Origin of the sequence: Pseudomonas sp. P1.31 (genome assembly GCF_001269815.1) — a bacterium.
Lineage (GTDB): Bacteria > Pseudomonadota > Gammaproteobacteria > Pseudomonadales > Pseudomonadaceae > Aquipseudomonas > Aquipseudomonas rustica.
Genome location: NZ_LHVN01000019.1, coordinates 13,061 through 29,618, shown reverse-complemented (window position 1 = coordinate 29,618; position 16,558 = coordinate 13,061). Strand labels below are relative to the sequence as shown.

The following is a 16,558-nucleotide window of genomic DNA, read 5'->3' as shown; positions in this document are numbered from 1 at the left end:
GCGATCAATTGGCTTTGACAACAGCGGGCGGCACCCATTGGCCGTTCAGCGCAGCCGGCTCAGGCCAGTACGCGCGAATGTAGAGCGAGAAATCCGCACCTTCAGGCGTCGGCAGCCAATTGGTTTCCTTGTCCTTGCCCGGCGAGTCGCTCTGCACGTAAATCGTTAGCGAGCCGTCAGCATTGGCTTGCAGGGATTTGTTTTTGGTGCCGATGGAATAGCGCTTGAGGTCGTTCGGCGAGAAGAAGTGCTGTTCGTTGTACAGGGTCAGCGACCAGAAGCCTTTGACCGGTGGCAGCTGCCCTTTGGCGAAGGTCACGGTGTAGCCGTTTTGCCCGTTGAGGCGCGTGCCGGTCTTGTCCAGATCCTGATAGAAGTACTTGGTTTCTTTCTGCTGGTTGACGAAGATATTCGAGCGCGCGACGGCGGTACGGCTGAAATAGTCGGTGCCGAACGCGGCGCCGTTGCTGATGGTGCTCCAGTGATCCGTCAGTTGCAGGCCGTAATTACGGAACTGCAACAGCGGGTCGATCACTTCGCTGTCGGCTTTTTTCGCTTCATCGATCATCGCGGCTTTGAGCTGAGGATCGGCCTTGGCAATGGCGGCCAGTGCGGCCATTTGTGCGTAGCGAGCTTCTTCGCCCGGCAACGGCTTGGCGTCCTTGAGCAGCGCGGGCAACTCGTCGAAGAACTTCTCTGGCATCACCCATTTGGTTTCGCCACTGCCGGCGGCCTGCGCCGGGAATTTCGGCAGTTTTGCCCAATCGCGGTGTTTGACCTTACCGTCGAATTGCGACAGCGGGTACATGTCGACGCCCGACAACGATGGCTGAATGGCCGCGCGATCGACAGCGCTATCGTCCTGGAACACCCGGGGAATCACGAATCCGGTGTTGGTGCGCGAGCGGAAGACCTTGGTGATCCCGGCCGGGACTTCGCCCTTCCAGTCAGGGCCCACCAGCAGGTAGAAACCGGGTTTGGTGTCATACATTTTGCCGAGCTCGGCAAAGCTGTCAGAACGCAAATCCACCACTTGGTACACCCAGAAACGGCTGCCGAAATCCGGCACCTGCAACACCACCGGTTCCAGATCCAGCGCGATGCTGCCCGCGCCGTAGACCACGTCCTGATTCGGACACGCCACCAGGCGCTCGGCCGGATCGATGTAATCGCTGAGCATCGACAGTCGATTGATTGGCGCGACCGGAACAATTCCGCCCATCAAGCCAGGTTCAGGGAGATCCTTGAACGCTTGGCGACGGTTGAAAATATTGGCCATCGGCCAACCCCAGAAATACGCCTCACGGGCCATCATGCGCACGTATGGCTCGGTGACCTTGGTGTTGGCGACCGGGCCGCTGACGGAGCCTTCGCTCGCGAAACTTTGCGGGGCCAGAACACAGGTGGTGGCCAGCGCACCCATCAAGCTCAGCGCGAACAGATTGAGGCGTTGCGGCAGTTGAGTCATAAAGCATCCTTACTTGTGGGAATCACCCTTTGCAGGTGAGTCGCAGGGAAGATAACGCAAGTCTGCCGAGGTGGTCACTGAATGTTTGGGCTGCGCGCAGCAGGCCCTGATCCGCAGCCCTCAACGTTTTGAAATGACACTTTTCATGTACTGATTCAAATCGCGAAAATCCTTAACACTCCAGGCATGCGGCGGCACCTTCACACCGTTCTCGCGCAAGGTTCTCGGGATCAAATCACCGTTTGGCCGAAGGATGATCGACGACACAATGACGCCCGGGTAATCGCTCAGCCGTTGCTTGAAAGCAGCTGTTGTCAGATCCGGCGTCGGCGGATTGCTTTTATGCGCGAGCGGCCCTGTGCCTTTGATATCGGCGCCGTGACACATCGCGCAGCGCTGCACGAAGAGGTTTTTTCCGTTGCTGTCTTCCGCCAGAGACGGCGATGTTTGAGCCAGCGATAAAACGCCAAGCGCAGCGATGAAGACTGATTTCATGTCCATATGCTCGTATACCATCCATTGAATCTATATCGAAGTAGACGCTACGCGCCTTGTTGACCTTCATAACGCGGCAGCTCGATCGCGTCTGCTTTCGGTGAAAGAATTTTGCCAAATACCGTCTTGAAACCCGGTGCGGTGGCCAACCTTAATACCGCGTGACCGAGGGCGATGCCAAGCCGCGAATGTGGCGAGGCCAGTCGGGGCGCGAACTTGGGCACCCTGATTGACGTAGGGGCGCATCAGTTTTTCGTAGGCCGCGAACGCTTGGGCATGATCGTCGTGACGACTCAGTTCGCCCGGATCAGCGCCTCAATGCCCATGCACTGAACCACCGTACGACCGGCGCCGCGCACATCGTTGCGCGTCAGAATGGCGATTTGTTGTAGCTGCTGGCCGACGACATCGCTGGCAATTTGCAGGCTGCGTGGATCTCCGACTGGCGTTGAGGGTGCGCTCATGCGTAATCCTGTCCGGAATTCAGGGCTGATCGTGACGAGTCGGGCACGTTAACCTATAGCTAACTTGCTTAGCTATTTTCCAAATTCATCGAGGATTCAAGCCGCGCTACCCTGATATCCTGCTCGCCGTCAGCCGCCGCATGGCTGGATAAGACGGACTATCGAACAGTATTCACGGAGGAAAAATTGCGGATCTACATTACAGGTGCTTCGTGCGCGGGCGTGTCGACCTTGGGTGCCAACCTCGCGCCCTCGCTCGATTTAAAACATGTCGATGTCGATGATTTTTACTGGGCGCCCACCAACCCGCCATTCACAACAAAGCGGCCGCCTGAAGAACGCGTTTCGTTGATGCAGCAGGAGTTGGGCGCCGACAACTGGGTGCTGACCGGCTCTTGTATGGGCTGGGGCGATGCGCTGATCACCCACGCTGATTTGATCGTCTTCGTTGTGACACCAACGCCTGTTCGCCTTGAGCGTCTGGCCGCGCGTGAAAGGGAGCGATTTGGCGACCGGATCGCCCCAGGGGGCGACATGCATGAGATACATGTGGCTTTCCGAGAATGGGCTTCGCAGTATGACGATCCGAATTTTTCAGGGCGTAATCGAGCGTGGCATGAGGCGTGGTTGAGCGGGCAAACGATTCCGGTTTTACGGGTTGATGGGGTGCGTGGTGCGGATGAAATGGTGGCGGATGTTTTGGGGCATTGTCGCCGCTAGCAATTCGGCCAGAAACGTCACTCCAATCGGCTCGGTCAGGGAAGAATCCCATTGCGCAACTACGGCTGTTCTTAACACTCAATCCGCTAAAAGAGTGAAGTACTCCACGACAAAGTAGCCGACCTGATAGATCAGGGTAAACAGCGCAAGTGTCAGTTGTACTCGACGCCGTTTCTGTGTGATGCCAATCAACACGATGCCGAGCATGATGACGGTGTGGGCGGTATACGCCGCTCCGAGCGTATGCCAGCGGGCGTTGCCTTTGAGGGAGGTGTCGATGAGATCCATGGCCGTGATAAGCGCGATGAGCCCGAAGAACCAGGCACGTCGCTCGAGCAGGTAGTTTTCGTAGCTGCCGAACTCTCTCACGTCTGACGGAAACAGCATCGTCGACACCATGAAATAAAGGGCGCAATAGCAAACAATGAAAAAGTAGGACTCGAACGTCCACACCGGCACCTGCGTAAGACGAAACTCCCACCACCAGAACGTCATGATTGAAATGAGCGCCCAGACCACCCAGCTCATGTGTATCCACGACCATCCAAATTGGCGCGGGTGTTCGATGATCGAAGCGATCCCCTTGAGTAACGTCGTTATACCCAGCCCCAGGATGATGCTGAGGACGATACGGATATGCGAGTAAATCTGGTCTGGGGTCATCTCACTGCGCCGGATTTCAAGCGGCCCTACGTGACTTGATCATTGATTTCCGGGGTTTCCAGGAAATAAACCACTCAGGTCAGGTTCCGCCTGCACCAATGGGTTGCAATCGCAAGCCTTTGATCGCTGCTGCACGACGATCGCAATGGCCTGAACGGTCTTAGCGTAGGTGGACATCAATGATGTATGCGGCTTTTTGCAGATAATTTTGTCATCCATCCAATCTGAAGCCCCCTGGACACACAAACCACAGAGCGCTAGCGTCAGCTCATTCAACTCAAGAGCCCCGCCATGGACGTCATTGCCAACTATTCAAACAACGCCGAGGATGCGCTGATTGCGCGTGGCTGCATGAAGATCAATCTGCAGATCATCAGCGCCAATGCGAGCGTGGCGGCTTTTTATGAAGCGTTGGGTTATTCGATCGAACCGCGCATCAGCATGGGCAAGAAGATTGAAGCGAATATCGTGATGTCGGGAGAGGCATAAGTTGAGTACACGGCAGATGGAAATTGCCCCGGGCTTTATCGTTCATGAAACCGAGCACTGGATCATCAACCATCATCTGGCGAGCGCCCTCCCCGGTTATCTGATGTTGGGCACCAAGGTCGCAACCACTTCGCTGGCAGATTTATCGCCGGATGCCTTGGCCGAAATGGGCGGTCTGCTCGCCAAGACTCAGCAGGTCATGGAGCAACGGTTGAAGCCCAAGCACCTCTATATCGGACGCTTTGGTCATCAACCGGGCCTACCCATTCACTTCCATTTCATTCCGGTTTATCACTGGGTTGAGGAGCTGTTCTGGAAGGATGAGCGTTACCGGTTGCTGGAAAATTTTGCCTACGCTGAAAACGCTCTTTCGGCGACTGATGGTGCCGAGTTGACGTTGTTTATCTGGCGGGAGTTCGGGGAGAACCCATTCCCGCCAGAGACTCAGGGCATGACGATCGAAGAATCGATCATGGCGCTGCGTGCAGCGTTCTCATGACTCATCCGCCTGAAACCGTTTACGCAGCAGATTGATCACCAACAGCACACCCGCCGTCATCCCCTGCGAGCCGCACATCAGTCCAAGAATGTGATCGTCAAACAGCCACCAGGCGAACGCGCCGAAGAACAGCGTCAGCAACAGCCCAAACACCAATAACGTCAAATGCCGCACGCTCGGAATGTCTTCCAGCACGTCAGCAAAAATGCTCCAGCAGGCCCACTGCATAAACAGCAACAGCGTCACCCACGGCAGTGTCTGTAGAAAAGCGCTCGGCGGCAGCGAAGTGACAAAGCTGAACGGCACGGCGAAGACGAAAAACAGTGTGGCGGCGATCGTCGTGCAGGTGGGCACGGTATAGGCCGGCAAGGCGATGACCAGTTGCATCAACTTGAGTGCTTGCAGTCGAGTGATCAATTCTCGCGCTCCTGCGGGTCGTCCTGGCCGAGTCCGGTGGCCGGTTCAGTGACTATAGATCAGCCGCCGCACCACGCAAAAACTGTACTCAAACCGCCTTACACGTCAGCCAGGCACCCCAGAAAAGACTGCTGAAAAACCGCGTTGCTTGACCAAAACCCGCCTCATGCAGCAATGTCTGAACCGCTACCTCGGAATGCGGCGGGTCGGCCCCCTGCAGAATTTTTCCGAGTTTTGCTTGCACCTCAACGGCACTCGCGCCCTGCTGCCGCCAACGCTGCCCCCACGCTTGCAGCAACAACGGTTGGCTCGCATAGGCGTAATGATTACCCGCCAGAATCAGCGGCGCGCCGGGTTTCAGGCGCGCTTGAATGGATTGCAGAATCTCGCGTTTGGGTTCGTCGCCATTGAGGTGATGAAGCACGCCGATCAGAGTCGCGGCATCGAAGGTTTGATCCGCCGGCAAGTCATTGATCTCACCGAGATGCACCTCCGTTCTGTGCAGAAAATCATTGGCCTGTAGCTGTTGCACGGCGGCGTCCAGCATCGGCTCGGAAGGATCGACTGCAGTGAAATACCAGTCCGGCTCCAGTGCCGCCATCGCAATGATTTCCTGTGCGGTACCACCAGCGCCGACCACTAGAATTTTCGCCGGGCGTGATTGGCCAAGACTGGCGGCCAGCATGCACGCCGCCAGATCATGGCAGGCGTCATAACCGGCCAGTGCGATGCGGCTTTGTTGGGCGTATTCATTGGCGCGGGAGTTGTCGAATTTTTCAGCTGAGGATGATTTCAATGGAAGGTCTCCATGTCCTTTTTCAGCAAATTACGCCGGCCAGGGTGACAAGAGAAATTCAATGATTTTATGCACTGCATTCCCATCGGGAATGCAGTGCTCAAACGTTAAGACCAGAACCCTTTATGTGACTCGGCCGCCTCCCCCTCCAGCATCGGCCCGAACACACTGACCTTGCGCTGCCCCTTGGCAAACACCTCACGGCACGGCAGCGAGAACGTCGGGTTCTCCGGATGGTCACCCGTCAGTCCCAATAACGCGTGCTCCGACAATGCATAAACCACCCGCCCGATGCCCGTCCAATACACCGCGCCAGCGCACATGCAGCAAGGTTCGGCGCTGGTATACAGCGTGCACAGCTCCAGCTCTTGCGGCGTCAGCAATTTGGCCGCCGCAGCCGCCGCAACCAGTTCCGCATGCTGAGTCGGATCGCCTTCCGGCGGCATCGAGTTGTTCCCCGCTTCGACGATCACTTTGCCGTTGCGGTCGGCGACCAACGCGGCGAACGGGTGGCGACCACGCTGTTTCGACGCCTCGGACAAGGCGATGGTCTGGCGCAGCAACGCCAGATCGAGATCGCTGACGCCGGCCGGGATGAGCTGAGTGAATTGATTCATGGGTAACTCCTGGGCAGTGGAAAAACTAAAGATCAGTCGGCCAGTTCAGCCGATGCAGCGCCGATGGTTTCGGTCGATTTTTTTTCATTGTTGAGCAGAATATTGAGCACGATGGCGGTGATCGCACCGAGGAAGATGCCGCTGTCGAGCACCAGTTTCAGCGTCGGGCCGACGTGTTCGAACAGCGCCGGAAAAGACATCGGCAGCACGCCGACACTCACCGACACGGCGACGATGATGCCGTTGCGAGTGCCCTCGAATTGCACCCGCGACAGCTCCTGAATACCGGCCACCGTGGTCATGCCGAACATCACGATCGCGCAGCCACCGAGCACCGGTGTCGGCACCGCCGCAATCAGCGCGCCGAGCTTCGGGAACAAGCCCATCAGCACCATGATTGCCCCGGCCGCCGCGACGACGAAGCGGCTCTTCACGTTGGAAAGCGCAATCAAACCGGTGTTTTGCGTGAAGGCGTTGTACGGAAAACTGTTGAACAAGCCGCCGAGCATGGTCGACAAACCATCGGCGCGGAACGCGTTGCCGAGGGTCTGCTGTGTGGTTGGTTTGCCGGTCAATTTGCCGATCGCCAGGCAGTTGCCGGTGGTCTCGGCCATGATCACCAGCATCGCCAGAGTCATGATCAGAATCGGCACCGGCGAAAATTCCGGCGCACCAAATGCCATCGGCGCACTCAGCTCAAACCACGCCGCTTCGCTCACCTTATTGAAGTGGGTCATGCCGCACGCCGCCGCGATCAGGCTGCCGACGAACAAGCCGATCAGCACGCTGAGGTTGCCGAGGAATCCCTTGAATTTGGCGTAGATCACCAGCGTCACGCTGACCGTCGCCAGGCCCAGCAACAGATTGGCGGGGTTACCGAAATCCGCTGAATCAGGATTGCCACCGCCCAACCAGATCGCCGCCGCTGGCATCAGCGAGATACCGATAATGGTGATCAAACTGCCAATCACCACCGGCGGAAAGAAGCGCAGCAATCGGCTGAACACCGGCGCCAGCGCGATGGTAATAAACCCCGCCGCGATCACCGCACCGAATATCTGGCTGAGCCCGAACTCCTTGCCGATCATGATCATCGGCGCCAGCGCAATAAAAGAGCAGCCCTGAATCAGCGGCAAACGCGCGCCGAATTTCCAGAAGCCCAAAGTCTGAATCAACGTTGCCACACCGGAGGTCAGCAGGTTGGCGTTGATCAGCAACACCACCTGCGCCGAGGTCAGCCCCATTGCGCTGCCGAGAATCAGCGGCACCGCCACCGCCCCCGCGTACATCACCAAAACATGCTGCAAGCCAAACGTGAACAACTGTCGCAGCGGCAAAACCTCGTCCACCGGATGAATGCGTTGTGTGGTCATTTCACACGCTCCTGAAGGTGCGGCATCTGTTGAGATCGCGGGCATTCTCAGGGGCGTTTGAAGGGTAGAACCGCCCCGGAGATCGTTTGACGCGGAGCCATAGTTGAACGTTTATAGCGATGAAACAAATTAGCAACCATCGCTTTTTTCGATGGCGCGAACGCGGCAAAATCGGTTATTGATGACGCAGTTTCACCCCTCTTCTTCGACCCGGGAGTTCATCGCTTGCGCTTCTCACTCGATCAACTGTTGATGTTCGTCCAAGTGGTCAAAAGCGGTTCGTTCTCCGCTGCCGGGCGCAAACTCGGCAAGACGCAATCGACCATCAGCGCAGCGATTGCCAACCTCGAAATTGATCTTGGCGTCGACCTGTTCGACCGCAGCAACCGCAGCCCCACCCTCACCGCCAGCGGCCACAAACTGCTGATCCAGGCTGAAGCCGTGCTCGAACGTTGCATGACCTTCGAAGCCCACGCCGACTGCCTCTCGGACAACGTCGAACCCAGCCTGACACTCGCAATCGAAACGCCGTACGGCCCGATCATGCCGGTACTCAAAGCCTTCGAGCAGGCCTTCCCCTTCGTCGACCTGATCATCCGCCACCCGGTGCACGGCGACGTCAGCGAACTGGTCAGCAGCGGCCAAGCCGTGCTCGGCGTCGCCTTTTCCCAACCGGGCTACCCCGAGGAACTGGCGTTCCAGCAACTGGGCAAACTGATCATGCTGCACGTCTGCCACCCGGATCACCCGCTGGCGCAACTCGACAACGTCACCTTCGACGACCTGCACGTCCACCGCCGCCTCGCCTTCAGCGCCCACGCAAGCAAACTGCCGAGCAGCGAATACCTGCGCTCGACGCAGTTGTGGCAAGCGGAAAGTTATCTGGCACTCCTGGAAATGGTGCGCGCCGGGCTCGGCTGGGCCACCCTGCCCCGCCAGCTGATTCAACGTGAGTTGGCAAAGGGCGAGTTGGTCGAATTGCAGCTCACGGCGTATCCGCATACGGACTGGCAGATTGGCGTGGATTTGCTCTGGGCGCGGCAACGTCCGCTGGGCAAAGCGGAGCGTTGGCTGAAGGAGAAATTGCAGGGGAACAAGGTGTATGAGCTGGATCGGAATGGGCAGATTACGACGCTTTGACGAGCCTGTTAGAAAGGGCAAGCAAACCCTGCAAGCCCTTATGTCCATCAACAATCAGGCTTCGAATCAGTGCCTGATAATGCTCGGCAGTACTCGGCTCTCGCAGCTCGAAACTCGCAGTCCAGGTAACGAGCGTTTGATTCGTATCAGACACAGCCACCAAACGTACCGTTGCCACGTAGTTATCCAGCGGCAAGGGGGCTTCTTCGAAACGATAGGACAGCGTCAACCGACGATCATCGACCGATAACAACCGCTCTCTTACCACTGCGCCATCGGCGAGGATCAGTTGGCGAACGCATCCCGTCAGGCCATCCGGCATCTCGTCTTCGATAACACTTATCGCGATAGACGGATGCCATTTCTGGATCTCCCCAAACTGCTTTAAAACGTCCCACACCTGTTCTGCCTGAGCCTCCAGAACAGCGGAATATTCAACCATTGGCATCGTACAAATCCTTTAAATCAATGACGTTGATCCCGGCATTACGCATGCCGGGATCGATCGAGGTTTACACGTCGAATTGGTGATAAACCTTGGCGATAACCTTCCAGACGCCGTCCATTTTGATCAGGGTCAGGTAGTCGTTGTAGTCGGCGCCAATCGCATCGTTTTCCATATCAACACGCACCACGGCGGTGGTCGGAGTGATGGCCAGCACGTCGAGCCGCGTGGTGATTTCTGGAGCGCCACCGTTCTTCTCGACGAAATCAAACAGGTTGTTGATCGGGCCACCGAGTAGTTCGCCATTCGTGAAACCGTACATCACGGCGTCTTTATGAAATGCTTGGGCAACGCCTTCTGCACTGCCGATCCGCAGACCTTCAACGTACTGATTGGCGGTGGCGATGACAGCGTTGTACTCGGCGGTCGGTACGGCTTTGATGTTCTTGGACATGGTTGTTTCCTCTCGATGATGGCGAGCGACAAGCAGCGCTCTCGGGATAAAGCGATTGATTGGGTGGTAAAGGACGGGCTCGCGGTTGTCACCAATCCTGGCGGGTCGGCGAGATAATCAAGTCGTTGACGGTGACGTTTTCTGGTTGATTGAGCGCGTAGATGACTGCTCGGGCGATATCGTCAGGAGCAATGGCGATACGGTTCAGTGCCTGTGCTGCCTTGCGCCCTTCGGGGTCACTGACTTTGTCCGCCCAGCCTGTGTTGATCACGCCGGGACTGACCGTGTTGACGCGAATACCGTGCTGCACGCCGAGTTCCTTGCGCATCGACTCGGTCATGGCCTGGACGAAGAATTTGGTGGCGCTGTAAACGCCTGCCGCCGGCCCGACCTGGTGACCGGCGACGGAGTCCATGTTGAGGATCTGCCCGGACTTCTGCTCCAGCATCAACGGCAGCACCGCCGCAATGGCGTTGAGATAGCCTTTGATATTGACGTCGATCATCTTTTCCCAATCCTGTACGGCCAGATCGACCCAATTGGAGAAAAGCATCAGCCCGGCGTTGTTCACCAGAATGTCGACGCTGCCGTAGGTATCCCGGGCAAAGTCGGCGAGTGCCTGGGTTTGCTCCGCTTGGGTCACGTCAGTGGTGAACGCGACCACCTCATTGCCCGCTTCCCGCAGTTCAGCAACGAAGGATTCAAGGCCCTTTTGATCCAGTGCGGCGGCCACTACACGTACCCCCTCTGCGGCCAGTGCGCGGGTGGTGGCTGCGCCGATACCGGAGGATGCGCCCGTGACGATGGCGACTTTGTTTTGCAGATAATTCATGTTCAGTGCCTCTGTGCTATGAATACGGTGCGATCCCTGCGCTTTGCTCGGCGCAGGAAGTGGCTGATCAAGCGCTGGCAGTCGGCCAATCGATGTAGCCTTTGGCGCCGCCACCGTAGTAACTCTCTCGTGGCGCGATAGTCAGCTCGATACCGCGACGCAGACGCTCCACGAGGTCAGGGTTGGAAATGAACAGGCGACCAAACGCCACCGCGTCAATCCGGCCCTGCGCCCGACGCTCAAGTGCCATCGCCAGGTCGTAGTTGTTATTGCCGATGAATGCCCCTGTGAACTGCGCACTCAATGCGTCCAGGTCCACACCTTCAGGCACCGTGCGCGACGTGGCTGTGGCGCCTTCGACAAAATGCAGGTAAGCCAGATTGAAACGATTGAGTTGCTGGATCAGATACCCGTAGGTCGCCATGACATTGCGGTCGGGCGGTGTGTTGCCGGCATCCGGTGTCACCGGCGAAAGGCGAATCCCGACCCGCTCGCTGCCCCAGATCGACACCACGGCCTCGGTCACTTCCAGCGTCAGTCGAGCCCGGTTCTCAATGGAACCACCGTATTGGTCAGTGCGCTGATTGGTGGAATCGCGCAGGAACTGATCGAGCAGATAGCTGTTGGCGGAATGCACTTCCACACCATCGAAACCTGCGCGCTTGGCATTCTCAGCGGCCAGTTTGTACTGTTCGATGATGCCGGGAATTTCCGAAGTCTCGAGGGCGCGAGGCATCGATACTTCGACAAAACCTTTTTCGGTGTAAGTGCTGCCTTCAGCCTTGATGGCGGAAGGTGCTACGGGCGCCTCGCCATTGGGCTGTAACTCGACACTGGAAAAACGCCCGACATGCCACAGCTGGTTGACGATTTTGCCGCCGGCCGCATGCACGGCGTCGGTGACTTTTTTCCAGCCAGCAACCTGGTCTTCCGACCAGATCCCTGGCGTCATCGCATAGCCACGCCCTTGCGCAGAGATATTTGTTGCCTCGGCGATGATCAGGCCGGCACTGGCGCGCTGGGCGTAATACGTCGCATGCATTTGATTCGGTACACCGTCCTCGGCCATACGGCTGCGTGTCACCGGCGCCATGACAATTCGGTTAGCCAGTTGCAACGCGCCCATGTGTACAGGCGAAAAGAGGTCGGTATCAAAAGCGTAATCAGTCATAAATCTCCAAACAATTAGACCGGTCGTCTAGTTAATGAGTAAAAAAAAACGCCCCTATGCCAGCAGGCGTGCACTCGTGATCAGTGCTGTTTCAAAAGCAGCGGTCGTGTTGCGGACTTTCACCAACAACGATGCCCCCAGCCACAACTGATAAAGCGACTCAGCCAGTGCTTCGGCATCCTGGGTCGTCGTGATGGAGCCATCGGCCTTGCCTTGCTCAACACACCGCGTGATCCTCTGGATGATCAGCGCAGTGCCCTCCTCCAACACGCTGCGCATGTCTTGCGACAGGTCGCACACTTCGGCGCCGAGCTTCACCACCAGGCATTTCTCCTCGGGATGATCGAAAGCCTGCGTCTTCGCCCAATAACGTAGATAGCCCAGGAGCCGCTCTGCGCCATTGCCTTGCGCTGCCATTACGATGTCTACGCGGCCGATGTACTCCTGAAAATATTCTTCCAGTAGCGCTTGGCCGAATTCCTCTTTGGAGCGGAAGTAGTGATAGAACGACCCTTTTGGAACACCCGCCGTCTTCAGCACTTCGAGAAGACCGACAGCGGTGTAGCCCTTGTGGGTCATCAGTGACTTCGCCACATCGATGATGTGTTGTCGCATGTCTTGATTAGGTTTTTTCATAGTGGGAAAAGCCTAATCAAAACTAGACCGGTCGTCTAGTAACAAATCTCATCATCTGACGAACGACTACGCCCTTGCTCTGGAGTGAGCCTGCGAAGGCTCGAGTTCCACCCGCTCCCATTTGGCGATCACCAGCGGTGCAATCGCGTTGCCCAAGACGTTCAACGTGGTGGTGCCGCTGTCGATAATCCTGAAAATGCCGGCGATCAATGCGACACCCTCTAGTGGTAACCCGGCGGACGCCAATGTGGCCGACAGGATGATGATGGCAAAGCCAGGCACCCCCGCTGCTCCTTTTGAGGTCAATACCATCGTCACCACCAACAAAATCTGCTGAGACAACGACAGGTCGATGCCATAAAGCTGCGCCACAAAAATCGTCGCCACCCCGAGAAAAATCGATGCGCCATCGAGATTGAACGCATACCCCACCGGCACCACGAAACTGACGATCCGACGCGGTACACCGTAGCTCTCAAGTTTGGTCATCAACTGCGGCATGACGGCGGCTGAGGCGGCACTGGAAAATGCCAGAATCAGCTCGTTACGGAAGTAACGGATCAACTTGAAAATGTTCTCGCCAATCAAGTAGCAAATCCCACCGAGTACCACCAAAGCGAAAACAATCAGCGCCAGATACACCACACCAATCAACTTGAGTAACGGCAACAGTGAGGCGAAACCAAACGTCGCCACGGTCGCGCCGATCATGCCAAACACCCCGATTGGCGCGTAAGCCATAACAATCGAGACCACTTTGAACATCGCATCGGAAATGCTCTGCACAACGGCGATGAAAGGTGCGCTTTTCTCCTTGGGTAAAGCGTTCAATGCCAAGCCCAGCAGCACTGCAAAGAACAGCACCGACAGCAACTTCGCCTCCGACATCGCAACGATGACGTTGTCTGGAACGATGTTCTGCAATATCACCAGTGCGCCTTTGGAAGGCTCCAGGGTTATCGCTGCCGAACTATGAGAAGCACCTGAAATATCGGTGCCCGTTCCAGGCTCGAAGAGGTTGGCGAAACACAATCCTATGACAATAGCCAGTGCGGTGATTGCGAAGAAGTAGCCCAGCGACTTGATCCCCATACGACCAAATGACTTGCTGTCTCCCCCGCCTGCGATGCCCAAAATCATGCAGCAGAACACAATCGGCACAACCACCATTTTCATCATCTTGATGAAGATGTCGCCGAGCGGTTTGAGAATCTCCGCACTGACCCATGTTTGATAATGCGGATGGGTATTGAAGTACCAACCGACAAGCACGCCAAGCAACAGCCCGGCAACGATTTGCCACACCAAGGGAATACGTTTCATGTCTAGCCTTCTTGTTGGAATGAAAGGTCTGCGTCTAATCGCAGTTGCTAGAGTCATGAGCTTCCAGCTCACTTGAGATCAAATGGCACAACGTGGTTGTGCCATGCGTGTTCTTATTTCGCGAAGAGCTGGCCCATATCCTTGAAAGCCTTGAACTCAAGGGCATTGCCGCAAGGATCAAACAGGAACATCGTGGCTTGTTCGCCCACCTGACCTTTGAAGCGAATGTACGGCTCTATCACAAACTCAGTACCAAACGACTTCAGACGCTCGGCCAACGCTTCCCACTGCTCCCACTCCAGGATGATGCCGAAGTGCGGAACAGGAACGTCGTGGCCATCGACCGGGTTGCTGTGAACGCTTTCTTGCGAGGCGGTTTTCGGGTGTTCATGAATCACCAGTTGGTGACCGTAAAAGTTGAAGTCGACCCACTGAGTGCTGGAGCGTCCTTCTTCAAGACCAAAGACCTCACCGTAAAAGGTTCGCGCTGAAGCCAGGTCGTAAACAGGGATTGCAAGGTGAAAAGGCGAGAGGCTCATCAGAACTCCAAATATTTGTTGTTGGTTGGCGAACAGTCCCAACGACATTGGCGCTTTGGGTTCAGCCGTTGCCCGGGATGGGAAACATCGTAGGGCGGAATACCTAACAGAAAAATCAATATATATTTCTTAGAAACACAATTAATATTTGTGAATGATCAAAGAACTCAAGACTCTCATCGCTGTGGCGCGCGAAGGCACCTTCGCTGCCGCTGGCAACAAGATCGGCCTCACCCAGGCGGCCGTCAGCGCGCAAATCCAACGCCTGGAGGCTGAGCTCGGTTTCGAAATATTCGACCGAAAAGGACGCTCGGCCCACCTCAACAAAATGGGCCAGCAGATTCTTCTGCAGGCGCAAGAGCTGCTCAGGCTCTACGAAAATCTGGGATCGACGACGGTCGGACAACCGCCAAGCGTACTGGTCAACATTGGCGCGATCGCGTCAGTCCAGCGCTCCTGTTTGCCCGATGCGCTGGCGAAATTTCATCAACAATGCCCGCAGTGCCGCACGCGTGTCATTCCGGGGTTGTCGATGGAATTGGTGAACCTCGTCGATGCCGGCGAGATCGACATGGCCGCCATCATTCGCCCGCCCTTCTCTCTCCAAAGCGATCTGCGCTGGACGACGCTGGCGCTGGAACCCTATCGTCTGATCGTGCCGCGCGACGTGCCGGGAGAAGACTGGTCGGAACTGCTTTGCAGCCAGCCCTTCATTCGCTACGACCGATCATCCTTCGGCGGCAGACAGGTCGACCGCTTTCTGCGACAGCTGCATTTCAACCTGCACGAAGTTTGCGAACTGGATGAGCAGGAGGCGATCATCAAACTTGTGGAGAACGGCGTTGGGGTTGCGCTAGTGCCGCAAACAACACCCGATCCACAATGGCCCGCCGGCGTTCGCGCAATAGACCTCGGCCCACATACTTTCCACCGCGATATCGGGCTGGTACATCGTTCTCGCAGCAGCTTTACCGAGCCGGTGCGGATATTGGCGGAGCTGATCAGTGATCAATTCAAGGGGGGCTAAATGAAGTCTGTCCCCTTACACAATTTCAAAGTGTTCGAGAGCGTTGCTCGGCCAGGCAGTCTGGCAGCGGCAGCGCTTGAGTGGCACGTGACCATCGGCGCGGTGAGCCAGCTTTTGCTGTCGGCGGACGGCAGCGTGATTTCTGCCGTGCCTGTCTCACGGGTTGTCGGTTCGCCTATCAATGGATGATTTCTAAAGCGGGATGGTTTAGATCGGCTAAATCGTGCGGTCGATGGCGTAGAAAAACGGCGTGAGGTGCGTGAGTGTTTAACGTTTTTCGTGTTGTGTTTAAGGACACTTGGCGTTACGCCCGAAAGGCTACAACACCTTGCGCCTTTGCCTACGACTACGCCAGAATCCGCCGGCTTGTGCGCTTGGCGGGCCACCGTTAACTTGATTCGCGTCACTGATTCGCAGTGATCGGGTTTAGTAGCCCGTGGTAAATGAAAGTGCACAAACGTCGTCAGAAAGGTATTCGCGTACCTGCACTTGATGGCGGCTGTGTGTAGGGCGCCTTCGGGCGCGCCGGCTTTCTTCTTTTCCCCGGTCTACTAACCTGCGCACAGCTGCCACCCCCTGTTTAGTAGCTCGGAGTGGCGGCCACACAAATGGAAAATGAAGAACATGTTCAAGATAACGCCGAACCCTCCAGACACTGATCCGACCTCTCCGTACGAATCGCTCGATTCCAGAAAAATGCACGACGCAGCTGAGCGCGCGCTCGATCATTACCTCAACCCGACTGCGGCGATCATGGCTGCGCCGTATCAGGCGAGTACGATGTTTTTGGTGAATCCGGAAACGGACACCGAGTCATTACTGGTTAACGCATCCGAATCACTGGCCTCGGCTTCCATCATGCTGGGCGATGTCGCGGGGTTGGTAGATGGCCCGATTCGCAGGACGTTGTTGGGCATTGCGCAGGTGGTGATGCTTGGAGAATTGGCGGTTAACCGGGCGTTGGACAGGGTTGAAGTTACGGACTGAGTA

General features: G+C 56.6%; 22 protein-coding genes. 7 read left to right on the top strand and 15 right to left on the bottom strand.

The annotated features are described in order from the left end of the window. Positions 1 to 4: 4 nt before the first annotated feature. The 3 genes from AD669_RS11115 to AD669_RS28755 all read right to left on the bottom strand — a co-directional run bounded on the left by AD669_RS11115 (position 5) and on the right by AD669_RS28755 (position 2,427). Positions 5 to 1,423: a DUF1254 domain-containing protein gene (locus AD669_RS11115; protein WP_371262372.1), complete on the bottom strand. Its 1,419-nt coding sequence runs from the start codon at positions 1,421 to 1,423 to the stop codon at positions 5 to 7. A gap of 165 nt (positions 1,424 to 1,588) precedes the next feature. Next, positions 1,589 to 1,963: a cytochrome c gene (locus AD669_RS11110; RefSeq protein WP_053120437.1), complete on the bottom strand. Its 375-nt coding sequence runs from the start codon at positions 1,961 to 1,963 to the stop codon at positions 1,589 to 1,591. 293 nt (positions 1,964 to 2,256) lie between these two features. Further along, complete coding sequence (locus tag AD669_RS28755; protein WP_256218844.1) at positions 2,257 to 2,427, bottom strand: hypothetical protein; 171 nt, start codon at positions 2,425 to 2,427, stop codon at positions 2,257 to 2,259. Between the two features lie 186 nt (positions 2,428 to 2,613). Here AD669_RS28755 and AD669_RS11105 point away from each other — a divergent pair, with 186 nt between their 5' ends. Next, complete coding sequence (locus AD669_RS11105; protein WP_053119641.1) at positions 2,614 to 3,147, top strand: adenylate kinase; 534 nt, start codon at positions 2,614 to 2,616, stop codon at positions 3,145 to 3,147. A gap of 78 nt (positions 3,148 to 3,225) precedes the next feature. Here the strand turns inward: AD669_RS11105 and AD669_RS11100 are convergent, their stop codons facing one another. Beyond that, positions 3,226 to 3,810: a hypothetical protein gene (locus AD669_RS11100; protein WP_053119638.1), complete on the bottom strand. Its 585-nt coding sequence runs from the start codon at positions 3,808 to 3,810 to the stop codon at positions 3,226 to 3,228. A gap of 291 nt (positions 3,811 to 4,101) precedes the next feature. Between AD669_RS11100 and AD669_RS11095 the strand changes: the two genes are divergently transcribed. Both AD669_RS11095 and AD669_RS11090 read left to right on the top strand, forming a co-directional pair. Continuing rightward, positions 4,102 to 4,299, top strand: coding sequence for a hypothetical protein (locus tag AD669_RS11095; protein WP_371262371.1), 198 nt, complete (start codon positions 4,102 to 4,104; stop codon positions 4,297 to 4,299). A 16-nt stretch (positions 4,300 to 4,315) separates the two neighbouring features. Continuing rightward, positions 4,316 to 4,798, top strand: a complete 483-nt coding sequence (locus AD669_RS11090) for an HIT family protein (protein WP_053119636.1) — start codon at positions 4,316 to 4,318, stop codon at positions 4,796 to 4,798. On the opposite strand, the gene AD669_RS11085 is transcribed toward AD669_RS11090, so the two are convergent. The 4 genes from AD669_RS11085 to AD669_RS11070 form a co-directional block, all read right to left on the bottom strand. Beyond that, positions 4,793 to 5,215 carry a hypothetical protein gene (locus AD669_RS11085; RefSeq protein WP_256218843.1) on the bottom strand — a complete coding sequence of 141 codons (423 nt, stop codon included), beginning with the start codon at positions 5,213 to 5,215 and terminating at the stop codon, positions 4,793 to 4,795. The genes AD669_RS11090 and AD669_RS11085 overlap by 6 nt on opposite strands. 88 nt (positions 5,216 to 5,303) lie before the next feature. Next, positions 5,304 to 6,011 (bottom strand): class I SAM-dependent methyltransferase, encoded by a 708-nt coding sequence (locus AD669_RS11080; RefSeq protein WP_053119634.1) that lies wholly within the window; start codon positions 6,009 to 6,011, stop codon positions 5,304 to 5,306. Between the two features lie 107 nt (positions 6,012 to 6,118). Next, complete coding sequence (locus AD669_RS11075) at positions 6,119 to 6,628, bottom strand: nucleoside deaminase (RefSeq protein WP_053119632.1); 510 nt, start codon at positions 6,626 to 6,628, stop codon at positions 6,119 to 6,121. A 32-nt stretch (positions 6,629 to 6,660) separates the two neighbouring features. Further along, a complete protein-coding gene (locus tag AD669_RS11070) occupies positions 6,661 to 8,001 on the bottom strand; it encodes a nucleobase:cation symporter-2 family protein (RefSeq protein ID WP_053119630.1) in 1,341 nt (446 codons plus the stop codon). Between the two features lie 225 nt (positions 8,002 to 8,226). Here AD669_RS11070 and AD669_RS11065 point away from each other — a divergent pair, with 225 nt between their 5' ends. Then, on the top strand, positions 8,227 to 9,141 hold the full coding sequence (locus tag AD669_RS11065) for a LysR family transcriptional regulator (RefSeq protein ID WP_053119628.1): 915 nt from the start codon (positions 8,227 to 8,229) through the stop codon (positions 9,139 to 9,141). Here AD669_RS11065 and AD669_RS11060 read toward each other — a convergent pair. From AD669_RS11060 to AD669_RS11030, 7 genes are all read right to left on the bottom strand, one after another. Then, on the bottom strand, positions 9,128 to 9,589 hold the full coding sequence (locus tag AD669_RS11060) for an SRPBCC family protein (protein ID WP_053119626.1): 462 nt from the start codon (positions 9,587 to 9,589) through the stop codon (positions 9,128 to 9,130). The genes AD669_RS11065 and AD669_RS11060 overlap by 14 nt on opposite strands. Before the next feature lie 64 nt (positions 9,590 to 9,653). Then, a complete protein-coding gene (locus AD669_RS11055) occupies positions 9,654 to 10,040 on the bottom strand; it encodes a nuclear transport factor 2 family protein (RefSeq protein ID WP_053119625.1) in 387 nt (128 codons plus the stop codon). Between the two features lie 88 nt (positions 10,041 to 10,128). After that, positions 10,129 to 10,872 carry an SDR family oxidoreductase gene (locus AD669_RS11050; RefSeq protein ID WP_053119623.1) on the bottom strand — a complete coding sequence of 248 codons (744 nt, stop codon included), beginning with the start codon at positions 10,870 to 10,872 and terminating at the stop codon, positions 10,129 to 10,131. Positions 10,873 to 10,939: 67 nt separating this feature from the next. Beyond that, positions 10,940 to 12,043 carry an alkene reductase gene (locus tag AD669_RS11045; RefSeq protein ID WP_053119620.1) on the bottom strand — a complete coding sequence of 368 codons (1,104 nt, stop codon included), beginning with the start codon at positions 12,041 to 12,043 and terminating at the stop codon, positions 10,940 to 10,942. Positions 12,044 to 12,097: 54 nt separating this feature from the next. Continuing rightward, the gene (locus tag AD669_RS11040) at positions 12,098 to 12,679 is read right to left on the bottom strand and encodes a TetR/AcrR family transcriptional regulator (RefSeq protein WP_053119618.1); all 582 of its coding nucleotides are present in this window, start codon (positions 12,677 to 12,679) and stop codon (positions 12,098 to 12,100) included. Between the two features lie 66 nt (positions 12,680 to 12,745). Continuing rightward, positions 12,746 to 14,002, bottom strand: a complete 1,257-nt coding sequence (locus AD669_RS11035) for a cation:dicarboxylate symporter family transporter (RefSeq protein WP_053119616.1) — start codon at positions 14,000 to 14,002, stop codon at positions 12,746 to 12,748. 113 nt (positions 14,003 to 14,115) lie between these two features. Then, positions 14,116 to 14,541: a VOC family protein gene (locus tag AD669_RS11030; RefSeq protein ID WP_053119614.1), complete on the bottom strand. Its 426-nt coding sequence runs from the start codon at positions 14,539 to 14,541 to the stop codon at positions 14,116 to 14,118. Positions 14,542 to 14,695: 154 nt separating this feature from the next. Between AD669_RS11030 and AD669_RS11025 the strand changes: the two genes are divergently transcribed. The 3 genes from AD669_RS11025 to AD669_RS11020 all read left to right on the top strand — a co-directional run bounded on the left by AD669_RS11025 (position 14,696) and on the right by AD669_RS11020 (position 16,555). After that, complete coding sequence (locus AD669_RS11025) at positions 14,696 to 15,568, top strand: LysR substrate-binding domain-containing protein (protein WP_053119612.1); 873 nt, start codon at positions 14,696 to 14,698, stop codon at positions 15,566 to 15,568. After that, on the top strand, positions 15,569 to 15,757 hold the full coding sequence (locus tag AD669_RS28445) for a hypothetical protein (protein WP_156316137.1): 189 nt from the start codon (positions 15,569 to 15,571) through the stop codon (positions 15,755 to 15,757). Positions 15,758 to 16,192: 435 nt separating this feature from the next. Further along, a complete protein-coding gene (locus AD669_RS11020) occupies positions 16,193 to 16,555 on the top strand; it encodes a DUF6124 family protein (protein ID WP_053119610.1) in 363 nt (120 codons plus the stop codon). Positions 16,556 to 16,558: the final 3 nt, after the last annotated feature.

Bases quoted from the DNA above. Each gene is read 5' to 3' on its own strand.
- AD669_RS28445 (WP_156316137.1), top strand. From the start codon at position 15,569: ATGAAGTCTGTCCCCTTACACAATTTCAAAGTGTTCGAGAGCGTTGCT.
- AD669_RS11115 (WP_371262372.1), bottom strand. From the start codon at position 1,423: ATGGGTGCGCTGGCCACCACCTGTGTTCTGGCCCCGCAAAGTTTCGCG.
- AD669_RS11100 (WP_053119638.1), bottom strand. From the start codon at position 3,810: ATGACCCCAGACCAGATTTACTCGCATATCCGTATCGTCCTCAGCATC.
- AD669_RS11030 (WP_053119614.1), bottom strand. From the start codon at position 14,541: ATGAGCCTCTCGCCTTTTCACCTTGCAATCCCTGTTTACGACCTGGCT.
- AD669_RS11045 (WP_053119620.1), bottom strand. From the start codon at position 12,043: ATGACTGATTACGCTTTTGATACCGACCTCTTTTCGCCTGTACACATG.
- AD669_RS11090 (WP_053119636.1), top strand. From the start codon at position 4,316: ATGGAAATTGCCCCGGGCTTTATCGTTCATGAAACCGAGCACTGGATC.
- AD669_RS11050 (WP_053119623.1), bottom strand. From the start codon at position 10,872: ATGAATTATCTGCAAAACAAAGTCGCCATCGTCACGGGCGCATCCTCC.
- AD669_RS11040 (WP_053119618.1), bottom strand. From the start codon at position 12,679: ATGAAAAAACCTAATCAAGACATGCGACAACACATCATCGATGTGGCG.
- AD669_RS11025 (WP_053119612.1), top strand. From the start codon at position 14,696: ATGATCAAAGAACTCAAGACTCTCATCGCTGTGGCGCGCGAAGGCACC.
- AD669_RS28755 (WP_256218844.1), bottom strand. From the start codon at position 2,427: ATGAGCGCACCCTCAACGCCAGTCGGAGATCCACGCAGCCTGCAAATT.
- AD669_RS11070 (WP_053119630.1), bottom strand. From the start codon at position 8,001: ATGACCACACAACGCATTCATCCGGTGGACGAGGTTTTGCCGCTGCGA.
- AD669_RS11035 (WP_053119616.1), bottom strand. From the start codon at position 14,002: ATGAAACGTATTCCCTTGGTGTGGCAAATCGTTGCCGGGCTGTTGCTT.
- AD669_RS11020 (WP_053119610.1), top strand. From the start codon at position 16,193: ATGTTCAAGATAACGCCGAACCCTCCAGACACTGATCCGACCTCTCCG.
- AD669_RS11055 (WP_053119625.1), bottom strand. From the start codon at position 10,040: ATGTCCAAGAACATCAAAGCCGTACCGACCGCCGAGTACAACGCTGTC.
- AD669_RS11110 (WP_053120437.1), bottom strand. From the start codon at position 1,963: ATGAAATCAGTCTTCATCGCTGCGCTTGGCGTTTTATCGCTGGCTCAA.
- AD669_RS11075 (WP_053119632.1), bottom strand. From the start codon at position 6,628: ATGAATCAATTCACTCAGCTCATCCCGGCCGGCGTCAGCGATCTCGAT.
- AD669_RS11095 (WP_371262371.1), top strand. From the start codon at position 4,102: ATGGACGTCATTGCCAACTATTCAAACAACGCCGAGGATGCGCTGATT.
- AD669_RS11060 (WP_053119626.1), bottom strand. From the start codon at position 9,589: ATGCCAATGGTTGAATATTCCGCTGTTCTGGAGGCTCAGGCAGAACAG.